The sequence below is a fragment of the Kitasatospora sp. MY 5-36 genome (assembly GCF_001182915.1).
GTDB lineage: Bacteria > Actinomycetota > Actinomycetes > Streptomycetales > Streptomycetaceae > Kitasatospora.
Map to the genome: position 1 here is coordinate 1 of NZ_LFVW01000190.1, position 18,767 is coordinate 18,767.

12 protein-coding genes are annotated in these 18,767 nt (G+C 71.5%); 2 read left to right on the top strand and 10 right to left on the bottom strand.

The features are described 5' to 3' along the window. Nucleotides 1-217: 217 nt before the first annotated feature. The 9 genes from AE652_RS14015 to eccD all read right to left on the bottom strand — a co-directional run bounded on the left by AE652_RS14015 (nt 218) and on the right by eccD (nt 11,357). The gene (locus tag AE652_RS14015) at nt 218-1,903 is read right to left on the bottom strand and encodes a ribonuclease J (protein ID WP_049651675.1); all 1,686 of its coding nucleotides are present in this window, start codon (nt 1,901-1,903) and stop codon (nt 218-220) included. A gap of 171 nt (nt 1,904-2,074) precedes the next feature. After that, nucleotides 2,075-2,974, bottom strand: coding sequence for a 4-hydroxy-tetrahydrodipicolinate synthase (dapA, locus tag AE652_RS14020; protein ID WP_049651676.1), 900 nt, complete (start codon nt 2,972-2,974; stop codon nt 2,075-2,077). Nucleotides 2,975-3,189: 215 nt separating this feature from the next. Continuing rightward, nucleotides 3,190-3,921, bottom strand: a complete 732-nt coding sequence (thyX, locus tag AE652_RS14025) for an FAD-dependent thymidylate synthase (protein ID WP_049651677.1) — start codon at nt 3,919-3,921, stop codon at nt 3,190-3,192. Further along, nucleotides 3,918-4,376 (bottom strand): tetratricopeptide repeat protein, encoded by a 459-nt coding sequence (locus tag AE652_RS14030; protein WP_049651678.1) that lies wholly within the window; start codon nt 4,374-4,376, stop codon nt 3,918-3,920. The genes thyX and AE652_RS14030 overlap by 4 nt, the downstream gene beginning before the upstream one ends. 70 nt (nt 4,377-4,446) lie before the next feature. Then, nucleotides 4,447-5,193: a 4-hydroxy-tetrahydrodipicolinate reductase gene (gene dapB, locus AE652_RS14035; protein ID WP_049651679.1), complete on the bottom strand. Its 747-nt coding sequence runs from the start codon at nt 5,191-5,193 to the stop codon at nt 4,447-4,449. 47 nt (nt 5,194-5,240) lie between these two features. After that, the gene (locus AE652_RS14040; RefSeq protein ID WP_234348371.1) at nt 5,241-6,593 is read right to left on the bottom strand and encodes a pitrilysin family protein; all 1,353 of its coding nucleotides are present in this window, start codon (nt 6,591-6,593) and stop codon (nt 5,241-5,243) included. A 120-nt stretch (nt 6,594-6,713) separates the two neighbouring features. Continuing rightward, nucleotides 6,714-8,921 carry a polyribonucleotide nucleotidyltransferase gene (locus tag AE652_RS14045; protein WP_049651681.1) on the bottom strand — a complete coding sequence of 736 codons (2,208 nt, stop codon included), beginning with the start codon at nt 8,919-8,921 and terminating at the stop codon, nt 6,714-6,716. 457 nt (nt 8,922-9,378) lie between these two features. Beyond that, nucleotides 9,379-9,669 (bottom strand): 30S ribosomal protein S15, encoded by a 291-nt coding sequence (gene rpsO / locus AE652_RS14050; RefSeq protein WP_031072625.1) that lies wholly within the window; start codon nt 9,667-9,669, stop codon nt 9,379-9,381. Between the two features lie 227 nt (nt 9,670-9,896). Further along, nucleotides 9,897-11,357 (bottom strand): type VII secretion integral membrane protein EccD, encoded by a 1,461-nt coding sequence (gene eccD / locus AE652_RS14055; protein ID WP_049651682.1) that lies wholly within the window; start codon nt 11,355-11,357, stop codon nt 9,897-9,899. A 407-nt stretch (nt 11,358-11,764) separates the two neighbouring features. Between eccD and eccCa the strand changes: the two genes are divergently transcribed. After that, on the top strand, nt 11,765-15,709 hold the full coding sequence (gene eccCa / locus AE652_RS14060) for a type VII secretion protein EccCa (protein WP_049651683.1): 3,945 nt from the start codon (nt 11,765-11,767) through the stop codon (nt 15,707-15,709). A 468-nt stretch (nt 15,710-16,177) separates the two neighbouring features. Continuing rightward, nucleotides 16,178-17,581 (top strand): APC family permease, encoded by a 1,404-nt coding sequence (locus AE652_RS14065; RefSeq protein WP_049651684.1) that lies wholly within the window; start codon nt 16,178-16,180, stop codon nt 17,579-17,581. 69 nt (nt 17,582-17,650) lie between these two features. On the opposite strand, the gene AE652_RS14070 is transcribed toward AE652_RS14065, so the two are convergent. Beyond that, the coding region (locus tag AE652_RS14070) for a hypothetical protein (RefSeq protein WP_159028445.1) at nt 17,651-18,767 on the bottom strand (1,117 nt) is incomplete at its 5' end.

The following is an 18,767-nucleotide window of genomic DNA, read 5'->3' on the forward strand; positions in this document are numbered from 1 at the left end:
CGCTCCGTTTTCCGGAGTTTCATTCATCCGATTTGCTTTCGCCTTTCGGCGCTCCCGAACTCTATCAGAGTCTTTCGGTCCGTTTTCCCCGGTCGTTCTCGAATTCGAATCCGAATTCGAGCCCGTTTCCGAGGGGCCGTCCCGTGGGGCAACCCGGAGAACATTACGCACCGGGTCGCCCCACGTCAAACCGGCCTCAGCCGGTCTTGAGCGAGCCTCAGACCTCGACGACGACCGGCAGGATCATCGGCCGGCGGCGGTAGTTGTCCGCGACCCACTTGCCGATGGTCCGGCGGACCAGCTGCTGCACCTGACGGGGCTCCAGCACGCCGTCGCTCGCCGAGCGGTCCAGGCCCTCCTGGAGCTTGGCGACGACCGGACCGAAGGCGTTGTCGTCGATGCCGGAGCCGCGGGCCTGGATGGTCGGGCCGCCGACGATCTTGCCGTTGGTCGAGTCGACCGCGACGAAGACCGAGATGAAGCCCTCCTCGCCGAGGATCCTGCGGTCCTTGAGCGAGGCCTCGGTGATGTCGCCGACCGAGGAGCCGTCCACGTAGACGTACCCGGCCTGCACCTTGCCGACGATCCGGGCGACGCCCTTCTCCAGGTCGACGCAGACGCCGTCCTCCGCGATGACCACGCGGTTGCGCGGCACCCCGGTGGCGATGCCCAGCTCGGCGGCCGCACGCAGGTGGCGCCACTCGCCGTGGACCGGCATCAGGTTGCGCGGCTTGCAGATGTTGAAGAAGTAGAGCAGCTCGCCGGCCGAGGCGTGGCCGGAGACGTGCACCTTGGCGTTGCCCTTGTGCACGACCTTGGCGCCCCAGCGGGTCAGGCCGTTGATCACCCGGTAGACCGCGTTCTCGTTGCCCGGGATGAGCGAGGAGGCCAGGACGACGGTGTCGCCCTCGACGATGCGGATCTGGTGGTCGCGGTTGGCCATCCGGGACAGCGCCGCCATCGGCTCGCCCTGCGAACCGGTGCAGATCAGCACGACCTCCTTGTCCGGCAGGTCGTCCAGCTGCTTGACGTCCACGACCATGTTGCCGGGGACCTTCAGGTAGCCGAGGTCGCGGGCGATGCCCATGTTGCGGACCATCGAGCGGCCGACGAAGGCGACCTTGCGCTTGTACTCGTGCGCGGCGTCCAGCACCTGCTGGATGCGGTGCACGTGGCTCGCGAAGGAGGCCACGATGATGCGCTTGTCGGCGTTCGCGAAGACGTTGCGCAGCGCCGCCGAGATGTCCCGCTCGTGCGGGATGAAGCCGGGGACCTCGGCGTTGGTGGAGTCCACCAGCAGCAGGTCCATGCCCTCCTCCGCCAGCTTGGCGAAGGTCGGCAGGTCGGTCAGGCGGCCGTCCAGCGGGAGCTGGTCCATCTTGAAGTCGCCGGTGGCCACGACCATGCCGGCGGGGGTGCGGACCGCGACCGCCAGGGCGTCCGGGATGGAGTGGTTGACGGCGATGAACTCGCAGTCGAAGGGGCCGATGCGCTCGCGCTCGCCCTCCTTGACCTCCAGCACGTACGGCCGGATGCGGTGCTCGGCGAGCTTGGCCTCGATCAGGGCGAGGGTCAGCTTGGAGCCGATCAGCGGGATGTCCGGGTTCTCCCGCAGGAGGAAGGGGACGGCGCCGATGTGGTCCTCGTGCCCGTGGGTGAGGACGATGCCGTCGACCTTGTCGAGACGGTCCCGGATGTAGCTGAAGTCCGGGAGGATCAGGTCCACGCCGGGCTGCTCGTCCTCGGGGAAGAGGACGCCGCAGTCGATGATCAGGATGCGGTCGCCGTACTCGAGGACCGTCATGTTGCGGCCGATCTCGCCGAGGCCGCCGAGCGGAGTGATGCGGAGGGCGCCCTCCTTCAGTGCCGGGGGCGCGCCGAGCTCGGGGTGCGGGTGGCTCAAAAGACTCTCCTCACGACGCACGCCATATGTCCGGGGTCCTCCCCCTGGAGACATATGGCGCGCGTACTCAGTGTCGTTTTCCTACTGGGTCTGTGCTCTCGCGCCTACGGTCCGGTCCAGCGGCGGACCCGGGGAGGTCCGGCGAGCCGGGGGCGCGCACGTCCGTGTCTGCTAAAGGTGTACCCCGCCGGAGGCGAGATCCTGCTTCAACCGCTCGATCTCCTCGGGCGTCGCTCCGACCAGCGGGAGTCGCAGCGGGCCGGCGGGCAGGCCCTGGAGTTCCAGCGCGGCCTTGGCGAGGATCACGCCCTGGGTGCGGAACATACCGCTGAACACCGGCAGCAGGCGCTGGTGGATGCTCGTGGCCTTGACCACATCGCCCGCCAGGAAGGCCTCGACCATCGCCCGCAGGTCCGCCGCCACCACGTGCCCGACGACGCTGACCACGCCGACGGCTCCGACGGACAGCAGCGGCAGGTTGAGGATGTCGTCGCCGGAGTACCAGGCGAGGTCGGCGCGGGCGATGGCCCAGGCCGCGGCGCCGAGGTCGCCCTTGGCGTCCTTGTTGGCGACGATCCGCGGGTGCTCGCCGAGGCGGACCAGCGTCTCGTGGCTCAGCGCGACCCCGCTGCGGCCCGGGATGTCGTACGCCATGACCGGCAGGCCGGTGGCGTCGGCGACCTCGGTGAAGTGCCGGTACAGGCCCTCCTGCGGGGGCTTGTTGTAGTACGGCGTGACGACCAGCAGGCCGTGCGCCCCGGCCGCCTCGGCCTGGCGGGCCAGCTCCACGCTGTGGTGGGTGTCGTTGGTGCCGACGCCGGCCACCACGTGGGCGCGGTCCCCGACCGCCTCGACCACGGCGCGGACCAGCTGGGCCTTCTCGGCGTCGCTGGTGGTCGGGGACTCACCGGTGGTGCCGTTGACGACGAGGCCGTCGTTGCCGGAGTCCACGAGGTGCGTGGCGAGGCGCTGGGCGCCGTCGAGGTCGAGCGCGCCGTCGGCGGTGAACGGGGTGACCATGGCGGTCAGGACCCGGCCGAACGGCGTCTGGGGGGTGGAGGTCGGAGCCATGCGTCCAAAGCTACTCGTAGGCGGTGGGGCGGTACCCATGCCGGTCCGGTGTTCGGACAGGTGCAGCGCGTCGGTGGCGCGGACGTGGGATTCCGGTGCTGCCCGCTCGGGGGTTCGGGCAGCACCGGAATCCGTGTTCACGAATGTAGGGAGCGGCTAGAAAAGCCGCAATCCAGACATGCCAGACACTCTGCCCGTATGCCTGTCGTCCCAGGTCAGGGGGCGACCCGGCCGTGCTTCTCGAAGGCCGCATGGGTGAGCGGCATGAGCCGGGCCCACTGCTCCTCCATCTGCTCGGCGACCATCTCGATCTCGCGCTGCGGGAAGGACGGCACCGCCGAGTTCTCCCGCCGGGTGCGCAGCGACAGGAAGTGCATCAGCGAACGCGAGTTGCAGGTCGCGTACATCGAGGAGAACAGGCCCACCGGCAGCACCGCGCGGGCCACCTCGCGGGCCACCCCGGCGGCCAGCATCTCCTGGTAGCGGGCGTAGGACTCGACGTACGCGGCCTCCATCGCCGCGGTCGTGGTCCGGTGCTGCTCCGGCGTGCCCTCGTGGAACTCGTACTTGCCGGGGCGGCCCTCCTGGACGAGCTTGCGCTCCTCGCCCGGGACGTAGAAGACCGGCTGGAGCTCGCGGTAGCGGCCGGACTCCTCGTTGTACGACCAGCCGCTGCGGTGCCGGTGGAACTCCCGGAACACGAAGATCGGCGCGCTGATGAAGAAGGTCATCGAGTTGTGCTCGAAGGGCGTGCCGTGCCGGTCGCGCATCAGGAAGTTGATCAGGCCCTTGGACTTCTCCGGGTCCTGCTGGAGGGCCTCCAGGGACTGCTCGCCCGCGGTCGAGACCCGGGCCGCCCAGATGACGTCCGAGTCGGCGGCGGCGCTGCGGACCAGCTCCACCGTCACGTCGCTGCGGAAGCTGGGGGCCGTCGGTTCGTCGCTCACGCGTTACTCCTTGCGGGTTCGGTGCTGTGCAGCTTGATGGCGTGCTGCATGGTCTTGCGGGCGCGCGGGGTGTCGCCGGCGTCGGCGTAGGCCACGGCGAGGCGGAACCAGACCCGCCAGTCGCCCGGCGCGTCCTGTGCCTCGGCCTGGCGGCGGGCGAACACCGCGTCGGCCGAGGCCCGGTCGATCCGCCCGCCCTTGCTGCGCTCCAGCTCGTCCACCGGCAGGCCGCCCTCGGCCTCCAGCTCGCGGGCCAGCCGCTCGCTGTCCCGGCCGAAGCGGACGGTCTGGCGCAGGAACCAGACCCCGATCACCGGGATCACGAAGGCGCAGACCCCGATGCCGATGCCGAGCGGCTTGCCGGTGGCGATCAGCTGGACGCCCTCGCCCACGCAGACCAGGGCGACCAGCAGCAGCACGCCGGACAGGACGAAGAAACCGGTACGGGAGGTCATCGGGCCCCTCCGGGGATCAATACGGTCCGGTTCGGCGTGCTCTGGCACGGCACGGTCTGGTTCGACACTGTCACAGGTCCAGGAAGTGTTCGAGGCCGAAGGTCAGCCCCGGCGTCCCGACGACCTTGCGCACGCCCAGCAGGATGCCCGGCATGAAGCTGCTGTGGTGCAGCGAGTCGTGCCGGATGGTGAGCGTCTCGCCGGTGTCGCCGAACATCACCTGCTGGTGCGCGAGCAGGCCGCGCAGCCGCACCGCGTGCACCGGCACCCCGTCCACGTCGGCGCCGCGCGCGCCGGGCAGGCTGTGGGTGGTCGGGTCCTGCTGCGGCGGCCGGCCGGCCTCGGCCCGGGCGGCGGCGATCAGCTGGGCGGTGCGGGTGGCCGTGCCGCTGGGGGCGTCGGCCTTGCGGTCGTGGTGCAGCTCGACCACCTCGACCGACTCGAAGTACCGGGCGGCGATCTGGGAGAACTTCATGCCGAGGATGGCGCCGATGGAGAAGTTCGGCGCGATCAGCAGGCCGAGCTCCGGGGCCTCGTCCAGCCAGCCGCGGACGGTGGCGAGCCGCTCGTCCGTCCAGCCGGTGGTGCCGGTGACCACGTGGATGCCGTGGTGCAGGCAGAAGTCCAGGTTACCCATCACCGAGTCGGGATGGGTCAGCTCGACGACCACCTGGGCGCCGGCCTCGGTCAGCTCCTCCAGGTTCGACCCGCGGCCGAGGGTGGCGACCAGCTCCAGGTCCGGCGCGGCCTCCACGGCCTTGACCGCCTCGGAGCCGATCCGTCCCCTGGCGCCGATCACGGCGACACGCAGCGTCATGGCAAAAGTTCCTCTCACCTGGGATTCAGCGGATCCGGAAAAGCGGATCAGACCAGCAGATCGGCGAGCTTGGCGGCCCGCTTGTCGTTGACCGGGCCGATCAGGGCGAGCGACGGCCGGTACGCGCCCAGCACATCACGGGCCACCGCGTGGACGTCCTCCAGGGTCACCGCTGCGATGCGCTCCAGCATCTCGTTCACCGACAGGTGGTGCCCGTAGCTGAGCTCGGCCTTGCCGATCCGGTTCATCAGCGAGCCGGTGTCCTCCATGCCGAGCACGGTGGAGCCGGAGATCTGGCCGATCGCCCGGCCCAGCTCCTCCTCGGTGATGCCCTCCTCGACCACCTTGGCCAGCTCGGCGCGGCAGATCCGCAGCACCTCCTCGACCCGCTTGGGCTGGCAGCCGGCGTAGATGCCGAACAGGCCGCTGTCCGCGTAGGACGAGGAGTACGAGTAGACCGAGTACGCCAGGCCCCGCTTCTCGCGGACCTCCTGGAACAGCCGGGAGCTCATCCCGCCGCCGAGGGCCGCGTTGAGCACGCCCATCGCCCAGCGGCGCTCGTCGTGCCGGGGCACCCCGGGCACGCCCAGCACCAGGTGGGCCTGCTCGGTGGAGCGGTTGAGCACCTCGACCCGGCCGGCCGTGCGCAGCGCCTTGACGCCGCGGCGGGCCTCGGCCGGCGCCGCGGTGGAGGCCGCCAGCAGCGGCGCGAAGGCCTGCTCGACCTGCTTGACCACCTTGCGGTGGTCGAGGTTGCCGGCCGCGGCGACGACCAGCTGCTCGGGCCGGTAGCGGCGGCGGTAGAAGCCGGCGATCTGGTCCCGGGTGAGCGTCCTGATGGTCTCCTGGGTGCCGAGGATCGGGCGGCCGAGCGGGCCGCTGCCGAAGATCACCTTGGCGAACAGGTCGTGCACCACGTCGCCCGGGTCGTCCTCGGCCATCGCCATCTCCTCGAGGATGACGCCGCGCTCGGACTCCACGTCCTCGGTGCGGATCAGCGAGCCGGTGAGCATGTCGCAGACCACGTCGATGGCCAGCGGCAGGTCGGTGTCCAGGACCCGGGCGTAGTAGCAGGTGTTCTCCTTCGCGGTGAAGGCGTTCATCTCGCCGCCGACCGCGTCCAGGGCCGCCGAGATGTCCAGCGCGCTGCGCCGCTCGGTGCCCTTGAAGAGCAGGTGCTCCAGGTAGTGGGTGGCGCCGTTGAGCTGCGGGGTCTCGTCCCGCGAGCCGACGCCGACCCAGATGCCGAAGGTCGCGGAGCGCACCGTCGGCAGGGTCTCGGTGACGACCCGAAGGCCGCCGGGGAGCACGGTGCGGCGCACCGTGCCGGCGCCGTCGACGCCCTTGAGCAGGGTCCGGGTCGTGCCGGGACGCTGCGTTACCGCCGGGGCCTGCGCCACGGGGGGTACCTCCAGAGGAAACGCACGTGCGGATGGGCACGTACGGACGAACGCGTGGACAACGGGGTGCGGCCCGCACGCCGTGAGGCGTACGGGCCGCGGGGGTCAGCTAGCGGCGCTTCACTCGGAAGCGGCCTCGCCGCCCTCCTCGCCCTCGATGACCGGGATCAGCGAGAGCTTGCCGCGCGGGTCGATCTCGGCGATCTCGACCTGGACCTTGGCGCCGACGCCGAGGACGTCCTCGACGTTCTCGACGCGCTTGCCGCCGGCCAGCTTGCGGATCTGCGAGATGTGCAGCAGGCCGTCCTTGCCCGGCATCAGCGACACGAACGCGCCGAACGTCGTGGTCTTGACCACGGTGCCCAGGTAGCGCTCGCCGACCTCCGGCATGGTCGGGTTGGCGATCTGGTTGATCGTGGTGCGGGCGGCCTCGGCGGCCGGGCCGTCGGCGGCACCGATGTAGATGGTGCCGTCGTCCTCGATCGTGATCTCGGCGCCGGTGTCCTCCTGGATCTGGTTGATCATCTTGCCCTTGGGGCCGATGACCTCACCGATCTTGTCCACCGGGATCTTGATGGTGATGATGCGCGGCGCGTTCGGGGACATCTCGTCGGGCGAGTCGATGGCCTCGTTCATCACGTCGAGGATGTGCAGGCGGGCGTCCTTGGCCTGCTTCAGCGCGGCGGCGAGCACCGACGCCGGGATGCCGTTCAGCTTGGTGTCCAGCTGGAGGGCGGTGATGAAGTTGCGGGTACCGGCGACCTTGAAGTCCATGTCGCCGTACGCGTCCTCGGCGCCGAGGATGTCGGTCAGCGTGACGTAGTGGGTCTCGCCGTCGATCTCCTGGGAGATCAGGCCCATCGCGATACCGGCGACGGCGGCCTTCAGCGGCACACCGGCGTTCAGCAGCGACATGGTCGAGGCGCAGACCGAGCCCATCGAGGTGGAGCCGTTGGAGCTCAGCGCCTCGGAGACCTGGCGGATGGCGTACGGGAACTCCTCGCGGGTCGGCAGCACCGGCAGCAGGGCGCGCTCGGCCAGCGCGCCGTGGCCGATCTCGCGGCGCTTGGGCGAGCCCACGCGGCCGGTCTCACCGACGGAGTACGGCGGGAAGTTGTAGTTGTGCATGTAGCGGCGGCGCGTCTCCGGGGAGAGCGTGTCCAGCTGCTGCTCCATGCGCAGCATGTTCAGCGTGGTGACGCCCAGGATCTGGGTCTCGCCGCGCTCGAACAGGGCCGAGCCGTGCACCCGCGGGATGGCCTCGACCTCGGCGGCCAGGGTGCGGATGTCGGTGACGCCGCGGCCGTCGATGCGGACCTTGTCCTTGATGACGCGCTCGCGGACGACCTTCTTGGTCAGCGCGTTGTAGGCGGCGCTGATCTCCTTCTCGCGGCCCTCGAACTCGGGCAGCAGCTTCTCGGCGGCCAGCGCCTTGACGCGGTCCAGCTCGTTGTTGCGCTCCTGCTTGCCGGCGATGGTCAGCGCCTGGGCGAGCTCGTCCTTGACGGCGGCGGACAGCGCGGCGAGGACGTCGTCCTGGTAGTCCAGGAAGACCGGGAACTCGCCGGTCGGCTTGGCGGCCTGGGCGGCCAGCTGCGACTGCGCGGCGCACAGGACCTTGATGAACGGCTTCGCGGCGTCCAGGCCCGAGGCGACGATCTCCTCGGTCGGCGCCTCGGCGCCGCCCTCGACCAGCTTGATGGTCTTGTCGGTGGCCTCGGCCTCGACCATCATGATCGCGACGTCGCCGTCCGGCAGGACGCGACCGGCGACGACCATGTCGAAGACGGCCGACTCCAGCTCGCTGTGGGTCGGGAAGGCGACCCACTGGCCGTTGATCAGCGCGACGCGGACGCCACCGATCGGGCCGGAGAACGGCAGGCCCGCCAGCTGGGTGGAGGCAGAGGCGGCGTTGATCGCGACCACGTCGTACAGGTGGTCGGGGTTGAGCGCCATCACGGTGACGACGACCTGGACCTCGTTGCGCAGGCCCTTGACGAAGGACGGGCGCAGCGGGCGGTCGATCAGGCGGCAGGTGAGGATCGCGTCCTCGGAGGGCCGGCCCTCGCGACGGAAGAACGAGCCGGGGATGCGGCCCGCGGCGTACATCCGCTCCTCGACGTCCACGGTCAGCGGGAAGAAGTCGAAGTGCTCCTTCGGCTGCTTGGACGCGCTGGTGGCCGACAGCACCATGGTGTCGTCGTCCAGGTAGGCCACGGCGGAGCCGGCGGCCTGACGGGCCAGACGGCCGGTCTCGAAGCGGATGGTACGGGTGCCGAAGGAACCGTTGTCGATCACGGCCTCGGCGTAGAACACGTTCTCTTCCACCTGGAAGATCTCCTCTTTCGTACGTCTCCGGGAGAGCGTCCCCGCGTACTGCCTGCGGTGGGCCCCGGGCCCTCCTCGGGGAGGGCGGCAGTCGGGCCGGTCTTCGATCGAAGCCTCCGGAGTGCCCCGCTCGGTCTGCGGGGGTTCCGACGGCCACTACCGAGGACCGGCGCCTCACGGCTGCCGGGCCCGGAAGGGCGGTCCGCGTCTGGACGCTCTCTCGGATGCGGGCGGCTTCCGTTTGAAGCCTTCGTCCCGCGGGGGGGGGTTGGGTCCTTCTGCCCGGGTGGCGCGCTGGTGCGCCATCACCCGGCATGCCCACAACCCTACGGTGCAATCCTCGGCCACCTGGGGAGGTGCGCGCGAGTTGTTATCTGCGGGCGCCGCGGCTCAACGGCCGCGGCATACGCGCGAGGGGCGGCTCCCCGGTGTGGGGAGCCGCCCCCGAGCGGCGGTCTTAGCGGGCGCCACCGGCGGCACCGCGGCGGATGCCCAGGCGGTCGACGAGCGTACGGAAGCGCTCGATGTCCTTCTTGGCCAGGTACTGCAGCAGGCGGCGGCGCTGGCCGACCAGGATCAGCAGGCCACGACGCGAGTGGTGGTCGTGCTTGTGGGTCTTGAGGTGCTCGGTCAGGTCCGAGATACGACGGGAGAGCATGGCCACCTGGACCTCGGGGGAACCGGTGTCGCCCTCCTTCTGGCCGAACTCGGCGAAGATCTGCTTCTTGACGTCAGAGGCGAGAGCCACTGCAACTCCTTCAGGGTCTACCGAGCGGTCCTGGTCGACAACACAGGACTCATCGAGAACTCGGTGTCGCGGGCGCGGCCGGCGGTCGTCGGCCCACGGGGGGCGGACACACGGCTGCGCTCGAAGGCCAAGCGTACCAGTGCCGCCCACCCGGCCGTTCGGCGGTCGGGCGGGCGGCTCCGGGGACGGTTCCGGGGCCTCCGCGGGCGGCTCCGGGGGGCCTGCGGTCAGCTGGTGGCGCCGCGGACCAGCCGGTAGACGTCCAGGACGGCGAGCGCCAGCGGGACGAGCGAGATCAGGGTGAGGCTGTCCACCAGGTCCAGGATGCGCCCCCAGAACGGGGAGACCCCGAGCCGCGGCACCACCAGGGCGATCGCGGTGAGCAGCGCGGCGCCGAAGGCGATCGAGGCGGTGAGCCAGATCGTGCGCAGGTCGAGCTCGGTGGTGGAGCCGGCCGCCCGCAGGAAGAACTGCGGGGTGTGCAGGGAGAGCCCGACGATCAGCAGGCTCAGGCCGAGCAGGCCGGCCACGGTGAGGCTGAGCACCTGCGCGGTGTAGCGGAACAGCCGGGCGCGCAGCATGGTGGTCAGGCCCAGGGCGAGCGCGAGCACCTCGGGGAAGGTCTCGTCGGTGAAGCCGAGGACGGCGCAGGCGCCGACCACGACCGCGGCGCAGCCGCCGACCAGGCCGACCAGCACCTCGTGCCCGCGGCGGGCCTGGTGCGCGATCCGCTCGTACTGGACGGCCTCGGCGCGCTCGGCCTCCTCGTCGTAGTCGCGGCTGCGGGTGCGGGTCTGGCCGGGGGCGCTGAAGCCGACCGGCAGCCGGGCGAACCGGGCGGAGAGGCTGGGCAGGAAGCCGACCACGGCGACGGCGGCGACGCCGGTGACGGCGGCGATGTGCCCGGCCGGGGTCTCCGGCAGCAGGACGGCCGCGAAGGTGGCGAGCGCGCCGGCGGTGGAGACCAGGGCGGCGGCGACGAACACCGCGTCCTTCTCCGGCAGCAGGCCGGCCAGCAGTACGGAGACCACCAGGGCGGCGACGCAGCCGACCAGGAACTGGAGCCGGCCGGGGCCGTCCCCGAGGTGGGCGACGGCGATCACGCCGCTGCCACCGATCATGGCGTGCGGCAGCGCGCCGAGGCCGAGCGCGACGGCCGCGTGGGCGTCCTGGTAGACCCGGGCGCGGACCCCGGCGAGCGCGGTGAGCACGACGGCGGTGACGCCGGCCAGCACGCCGGGCAGGCCGTGCATGTCGTGGCGCAGGTCGGAGAACCAGAGCGCGAAGCCGAGCAGGGTGAGCAGCACCCCGGCGCCGATCAGGCCGAAGCCGCGCATCAGCTCGGCGGTCCAGAACCGGCGGTCGGCCTCGACGGCGCTGGCGATCGCGTCGGCGACGTCGTCGTAGACGGCCGGCGGGAGCGACTCGGCGAAGGGGCGCAGCGCCAGCAGGTCGCCGTCGCGGACCTGCTGGGCGGCCAGCGGCAGCCCGCTGTCGAGCACCGTGCCGTCCCGGCGGACCAGGTGGAAGCCGGTGGGGGTGCCGTCGGGCTGGCTCTGGTTGGCCAGCCGCAGCACCTCGGGGTAGACGTCCGCGAGCGGGACGTCCTCGGGCAGGGCGACGTCGATCCGGCGGTCCGGGGCGACGACGGTCACCCGGCAGTAGCCGGTGGCGGCCGCGGTGCTCACGCTCCCACCCCGCTTCGCCCGGCAGGCGCTCCGCCCACTGCGCGGTGTTCGATGATGAGCTCGCTCCGCTCACTCATGCCCGCACCTCGATCCTTCGACGCACGTGGCGCTCCCCCTTGTTGACGGTGCCGAGGCCCGGCGGCGCTCGGTGTTGCTGTGGAACCGGCCCGACCGGGCCGCGAGTTGGCGCGGCGTTACCCTACCCGTTCGGTTCGTGTCCGGTGCCGGTGCGTGCCGGGCCCTGGCGGGCGGTGCGGGGGCGACCGTTAGGATCGGCGCCTGCGCAGAGGTACGGGGGCTGCGCTGGGTGGGGCGTCCCCAGTCACCGGATTCCCGTACGGAGCGTGCGCAAGTCACGTGAGGGCTGATGCCGAAGTGATCGATCGACGCCGCGGGGTGGATGACACATGGGTGTGATCACGGTCAAGCGACCGGCCAGGGCGTATCCGCCCACCGTGCCGGACGAACCGGTGGAGCTGGTGAGCCCGCCCGAACTGCCCCGGCAGGGCGGCGAGGACTGGCTGATGAGCATCCTGCCGATGCTGGGCATGGGCGGATCGGCGGTGTTCTTCTTCTCGCCGGGGGCCGCCGCACCCATGAAGATCATGGGCGGTCTGATGATCGCCTCGACGGTCGGCATGGTGCTGGCGCAGATCGTCCGGGCCCGCAAGGGCGGCTCGACCGCGATGGCGGACGAGCGGCGCGACTACCTGAAGTACCTCCAGCAGACCCGCCGCCAGGTGCGCCGCACGGCGGAGCGCCAGCGCGGCGCGCTGCTGTTCCTGAACCCGGCCCCGGACCAGCTCTGGTCGATCGTCGAGGACGGCCGCCGGCTGTGGGAACGGCGCACCGGGGACGGCGACTTCGCGCAGATCCGGGTGGGCCTCGGGCCGGTGCAGCTGTCCACGCCGCTGGTGGCGCCGCAGACCGCGCCGATGGACGAGCTGGAGCCGCTGTCGGCGGCCGCGATGCACTCCTTCCTGAAGGCGCACGGCACCCTCCAGGACCTGCCGCTGGCGGTCTCGCTGCGGGCGTTCTACCACATCACGGTGTGCGGGGACCCGGACTCGGTGTACGGGAACGTGCGCGCGATGATCGCCCAACTGACCACCCTGCACTCGCCGGACGACCTGATGGTGGCGGTCGCGGCCGCGCCCGGCGCGGCCGAGGAGTGGGAGTGGACCAAGTGGCTCCCGCACAACCAACACCGCAAGGAGGCCGACGGCGCGGGCTCGCGCCGGCTGTTCGCCGCCGACCTGGGCGACCTGGAGTACCTGCTCCAGGACGAGCTGGCCGGCCGCCAGCGCTTCGTGCGGGAGGTGGCCCCGCCGGCCGACCAGCCGCACCTGGTGGTCGTCATGGACGGCGCCGGGGTGCCGCACGACTCGCTGCTGGCGAGCCCGGAGGGCGTGCAGGGCGTGACGGTCATCGAGGTGGTGCCGGGCGAGGTCGACGAGCCCAGCGGGCACCTGATGGTGACGGTCAACGCCGAGGAGCTGGTGCTGCGCTCGGCCTCCGGCGCGACGTACACCGGCAAGCCGGACCTGCTCTCGGTGTGGCAGTCCGAGGCGCTGGCGCGGCAGTTGGCGCCGTACCGGATCTCGGCCGGCGGGGACGACGAGCCGCTGCTGTCCAACCTCGACTTCACCGACATGATGAGCTCGGGCGACCCGGGCTCCTTCGACGTGGCCCGCAGCTGGCGCCCGCGCGCCCAGCACGAGCGGATGCGGGTGCCGATCGGCGTCGGCGCCAACGGCGAGCACGTCTACCTGGACATCAAGGAGGCCGCGCTGGAGGGCATGGGCCCGCACGGCCTGTGCGTCGGCGCGACCGGTTCCGGCAAGTCGGAGCTGCTGCGCACGCTGGTGCTGGCGCTGGCGATGACCCACTCCTCGGAGATCCTGAACTTCGTCCTCGCCGACTTCAAGGGCGGTGCGACCTTCTCCGGCATGGCGGACATGCCGCACACCTCCGCGGTGATCACCAACCTGGAGGGCGAGCTCACCCTGGTCGACCGCATGCGCGACGCGATCGAGGGCGAGCTGCACCGCCGCCAGGAGCTGCTGCGCTCGGCGGGCAACTACGCCAACATCCACGAGTACGAGCGTGCCCGGGCGGCCGGCGCGGCGCTGGACCCGCTGCCCTCGCTGGTGCTGATCATCGACGAGTTCTCCGAACTCCTCAGCGCCAAGCCCGACTTCATCGAGATGTTCATCCAGATCGGCCGGATCGGCCGCTCGCTGGGCGTGCACCTGCTGCTGGCCTCGCAGCGCCTGGAGGAGGGCAAGCTGCGCGGCCTGGACACCTATCTGTCGTACCGGATCGGTCTGCGCACCTTCTCGGCCGCGGAGTCCCGGGCGGCGATCGGCGTACCGGACGCCTACCACCTGCCTCCGGTCCCGGGTGTCGGCTACCTGAAGTTCGGCGAGGACGTGATGGACCGGTTCAAGGCCGCCTACGTCTCGGGGCCGTACCGGGCGCCGGGGCAGCAGCGGTCGACCGGCGGGCGGCGGGTCGACACCCGCCCGGTGGAGTTCACCGCCGCCTTCGTGGACCTCCCGGACCCGGTGGAGGTGGAGGTCGTCCCGCAGGCCCCGGAGCAGGACGACGCGCTGGTGGACACCGTCCTGGACGTGTTCGTCCAGCGGATGGCCGGCCAGGGCCCGGCCGCGCACCAGGTGTGGCTGCCGCCGCTGGAGGAGGCGCCGAGCATGGACCACCTGCTGCCGCCGCTGCAGGTCGTGCCGGAGCGCGGGCTGACCGCACCCGGCTACCCGGCGGGCCGGCTGCGGGCGCCGATCGGCATCGTCGACCGGCCGCGCGAGCAGAAGACGGACATCCTGGAGGTCGACTACGCGGGGGCGGCCGGCCACGGTCTGATCGTGGGCGGCCCGCGCTCCGGCAAGTCGACCGTGGTGCGCACCATGGTGGCCTCGTTCGGCCTCACCCACACCCCGCTGGAGGTGCAGTTCTACCTGCTCGACTTCGGCGCGGGCAGCTTCCAGTCGCTGGGCGGGCTGCCGCACGTCGGCGGGGTGGCCGGGCGCCTGGACGTGGACAAGGTGCGCCGGATGGTCTCCGAGGTGCACGGGGTGCTCAACCGGCGCGAGGAGCTGTTCCGGGCCGCCGGGATCGACACCATCGCCACCTACCGGGCCCGCCGGGCGGCCGGCCGGCTGCCGGACGAGGCCTTCGGCGACGTCTTCCTGGTGATCGACGGCTGGAACACCTTCAAGCAGGAGTTCGAGGGCCTGGAGCCGGTCATCGGCGACATCGCCCAGCGCGGCCTCGGCTACGGCGTGCACCTGGTGATCACCGCGGCCCGGTACGCCGAGGTGCGCCCGGCCCTGAAGGACCTGCTGCAGAACCGGACCGAGCTGAAGCTCGGTGACGCGATGGAGTCCGAGGTCGACCGCCGGGTGGCGCAGAACGTCCCGTCGCTGGCCGGGCGCGGCATCACCCCGGAGCGGCTGCACTTCCTGTCCGGCCTGCCCCGGCTGGACGGCTCCTCCTCGGTGGAGGACCTCCAGAACGGCGTGGCCGGGCTGGTCGCCGCCGTCGACGGGGCCTGGACCGGCCCGCGCGCCCCGCAGGTGCGGATGCTGCCGGCCGTCCTGGACGGCCACGCGCTGCCGAAGGGCTTCGAGCACCCGGAGCGCGGCGTCGCCTTCGGCGTGGACGAGGCGGAGCTGGCACCGGTCTTCGTCAACTTCGAGACCGACCCGCTGTTCATCGTCTTCGGCGACACCGAGTCCGGGAAGTCGGCGGTGCTGCGGATGCTGATCAAGCAGATCACCGAGCGGTACACCCCGGACCAGGCCGGCATCGTGGTCGGCGACTACCGGCGCGCGCTGCTCGGCACCGTGCCGCCGGAGTACCTGGTGGAGTACGCGGCCGCGCAGCCGGCCATGGCGGCCATCGTGGACATGCTGCGCGGCGCCTGCTCGCGCCGCCTGCCGGGCCCGGACGTGACCGCCGAGCAGCTGCGCAACCGCAGCTGGTACAGCGGCAAGGACATGTTCGTGATCGTCGACGACTACGAGCTGGTCGCGACGAGCTCGGGCAACCCGCTGGCCCCGCTGGCCGAGTTCCTGCCGTTCGCCCGCGACATCGGCCTGCGGGTGATCGTGGCCCGCAGCGCGGGCGGCGCCGGCCGCTCGCTGTACGAGCCGGTGCTGCAGCGGATGCGCGAGCTCGGCGGCCAGGGCGTGATCCTCTCCGGCAACCGGGACGAGGGCGCGCTGCTGGGGACGGTCAAGCCGCAGGCGCTGCCGCCGGGCCGCGCCGTCTTCGTGTCACGCCGCGTGACCAGCGGGCAGATGGTCCAGACGGGCTGGCTGCCGGTGGCGTAGCCGCGCCGGCCGTCACGGACGGTGAGCGAAGGGGCCGGACTCGTGGAGTCCGGCCCCTTCGGCGTCCCGGGTTCCGAAACGTTACCTAGATCTTTCCGGGCGGGGGCTGCGGTTCCCGTACCCCGCCGGGGAGTTGCCGGGCGCCTCAGGGGCACCTGGGCGTATCACCGCTCACTCGAAGTACGACCTTGGAATCGCGGTCCGCCCTCTTTGTTCACCTTCGATTCAATTGCCATGTGGCCAAAGTAACAAGTCGGACAAAGCTGGCAATGACCGAACGTGATCATCGGATCGTATGTCTATGCCGTTCACCGCAACGGATTCCGAAGCAGTTCCGGCGTTGACGCGATCAATACGCCCAAGGTTCCATGGCGGCCAGGGAGCGCCTGGAACCGGACACCGAGCAACCAGCCAGCGGAGGCGATACCGCTCCCACCCCAGCACCGCACAGAGCCGATCGGAAGCCACATGACCGACACGCTTCGCCCGCCACAGACCGTAGCCGCCCCTGCGGCCGAGGCGGCAGCGCCCCAGCAGCTCAAGCGCTCGATCGGCGTCGTGGGCGGCACCCTGCTCACGCTGTCCTGCGTCACCCCCGCCTCGACGCTCTTCGTGATCGTGCCGGAGCTGTTCTCCAGCATCGGCAGCGCCACCGCGCTGGCCATCGCGATCGGCACCGTGCTCTGCGTCGCGGTCGCGTTCTGCTACTCCGAACTCGGCACCCTGATCCCCAGCGCCGGCGGCGAGTACGCGATGGTCGGCACCCTGGCCGGGCGGCTGATGGGCTGGCTGGTCTTCGTGCTCTCCCTGATCGTGGTGATGATCGTCCCCTCGGTCATCGCCCTCGGCACCGCCGACTACCTCGCGCCCGTCCTGCACCTCGACAAGGCCATGACCGGCGCCGCCGTGATGCTGGCCGCCACCCTGGCCGGCCTGCTCGACCTGCGCGCCAACGCCTGGATCACCGGCGTCTTCCTGGTCCTGGAGGTCATCGCGGCCGGCGTGGTCTCGGTGCTCGGCTTCGCCCACACCAACAGCGACGCCCCCAGCCTGCTGCACGGCGTGGTCACCGGGGACGGCGGCGCCACCACCACGGTGAGCGTCGGCGCCATCGTCGGCGCGCTCGGCATCGCCCTGTTCATCACCCAGGGCTTCTCCACCGCCGTCTACCTGTCCGAGGAGCTGGAGAACCCGCGCCGCAACGTCTCGCGCACCGTGCTGTGGACGCTCGGCATCTCCTCCGCGATCATCCTGGTCCCGGTCGTCGCGATCACCGTGGGCGCCCCCGACCTCCAGACCCTGGCCTCCGGCGACATCTCCGGCATGGTCACCGCCTGGAGCAACTCCGCGGTCGGCACCTTCATCAGCCTCTGCGTCGCGCTGGCCATCATCAACGCCGGCATCGTCATGGTCATCCAGAACTCCCGGGTGCTGTTCGCCTCCGCCCGCGACAAGGCCTGGCCGGAGCCGGTCAACAAGGCCTTCGGCACCCTCGGCCGGTTCGGCTCGCCGTGGATCGCCACCCTGGCGGTCGGCCTGCCCGGCGCCGCGCTCTGCTTCGTCAAGGGCGAGCTGCTGAGCAACATCACCGGCGTCGCCGTCACCGGGATGTACCTGCTGGTCGCGATCGCCGCGCTGCTCTCCCGCCGCGGCCACCACAAGCACGCCTCCGCCTGGCGGATGCCGCTGTGGCCGGCCGTCCCGGTCGTGCTGATCGCCGTCCTGGTCTACGTGATGACCAAGCTGGACACCGAGCCCCTGCTGTGGACCGGCGGCATCACCGCCGCCGCCACCCTCTACTGGCTGTTCTACCTGCGCCCCCGGCAGGACACCCGCTGGGTGATCAGCCTCCCCGAGGACCAGCAGGACTGACCCCCACCCCTCCCCCACACGGCGGTGCCCCGGGCCTCCCCCAGGCCCGGGGCACCGCCGTCTCCCGCGCTACTTCTTCGGCGTCCACTGCGGGCTGGTGGCGACCGCCCGCAGCTCCGCCTCGGTCAGCAGCGGATCGCCCTTCGACACCAGCGTGACCAGGACCTCCACGCCGTCCGGCCGCATCGCGTCCACGACCTGCACCCCCTTCGGGACCTTGGCCGCCGCGCCGCGCGCCAGGAGCCTCGTCCCGTCCGGCAGGGTCTCCGCGCCCTGGTACGCCTCCGGCCCCGGCCGGTCGTCGGGGGCCTTCGCCCAGTTCTCGACCGTCAGCGTCAGGGTCCCGGTCCGCCCGCCCCCGGCCCGCTCGAAGTCCGACCGCAGGTCCCGGCTCCTGCGGTCGGTCACCGTCACCCCGGCGGGCAGCAGCCCGGTCAGGACGGACTCGCGGTCCTGCAGCGACAGGCCCGGGTCGATCGCCTCGGTGTCGACGCCGTCGAACCTGAGGGCCGCGACGACCCGGTTCCAGGACGGGTCCGTGACGACGGCCTTCAGCTGGTCCGGCGTGAGCGGCGGGTTGGGCCGGCTGTCCGGCGCGTCCTTCTCCTGGGGCGAGTTCCACTCGCTGAGGCCGATCAGCCCGCCGTCCGGACGGGCCACCGAGGCGCGCCACTCCTTGGTGGTGGCCCGGTGGTCCGGGTACTCGTAGCCCTGGGTGAGCATGAGCTTCGACCCGTCCGGCAGCACGGTGACGGCGCAGGAGTCCAGCGAGGCGAGCTCGAGGTCCGTCGGGCAGGTCTGCGGCTGGACGTCCTTGGGGCGGTGCTTCTGGATGCTGAGGCCCATCAGCGACCGGCCCTGGCCGTCGTCGAACACCAGGTTGGCGTCCGCGTACATCCCCTTGTTCTCGTCGGTTCCGTGCCCCTTCGCGTCGGACACCTGGCCCTTGGGCAGCAGGGCCTGGAAGGTGGCGACCACCTCGTCCCCGGTGATCACCACCGGGGCGGAGGACTTCACCGAGGTCGGGGTGGCCGAGGCGGTGGCGCCGTCGCCGCCGGCGGTGGCCGCCGGGGCGGAGGCCGCGCTCACCGTGCCCGCGTCCCTCGCCCCCGGGAAGCCCAGGTACACCGCGCCGGTGCCCACCAGGGCCAGCGCCGCCGCCCCGCCCACCACGGCGGCGGTCGAA

Excerpts from the sequence above, each read along its gene's own strand:
- dapB (WP_049651679.1), bottom strand. The coding sequence starts at position 5,193 with ATGACGCTGCGTGTCGCCGTGATCGGCGCCAGGGGACGGATCGGCTCC.
- AE652_RS14030 (WP_049651678.1), bottom strand. The coding sequence starts at position 4,376 with ATGACCTCCCGTACCGGTTTCTTCGTCCTGTCCGGCGTGCTGCTGCTG.
- AE652_RS14065 (WP_049651684.1), top strand. The coding sequence starts at position 16,178 with ATGACCGACACGCTTCGCCCGCCACAGACCGTAGCCGCCCCTGCGGCC.
- eccCa (WP_049651683.1), top strand. The coding sequence starts at position 11,765 with ATGGGTGTGATCACGGTCAAGCGACCGGCCAGGGCGTATCCGCCCACC.
- dapA (WP_049651676.1), bottom strand. The coding sequence starts at position 2,974 with ATGGCTCCGACCTCCACCCCCCAGACGCCGTTCGGCCGGGTCCTGACC.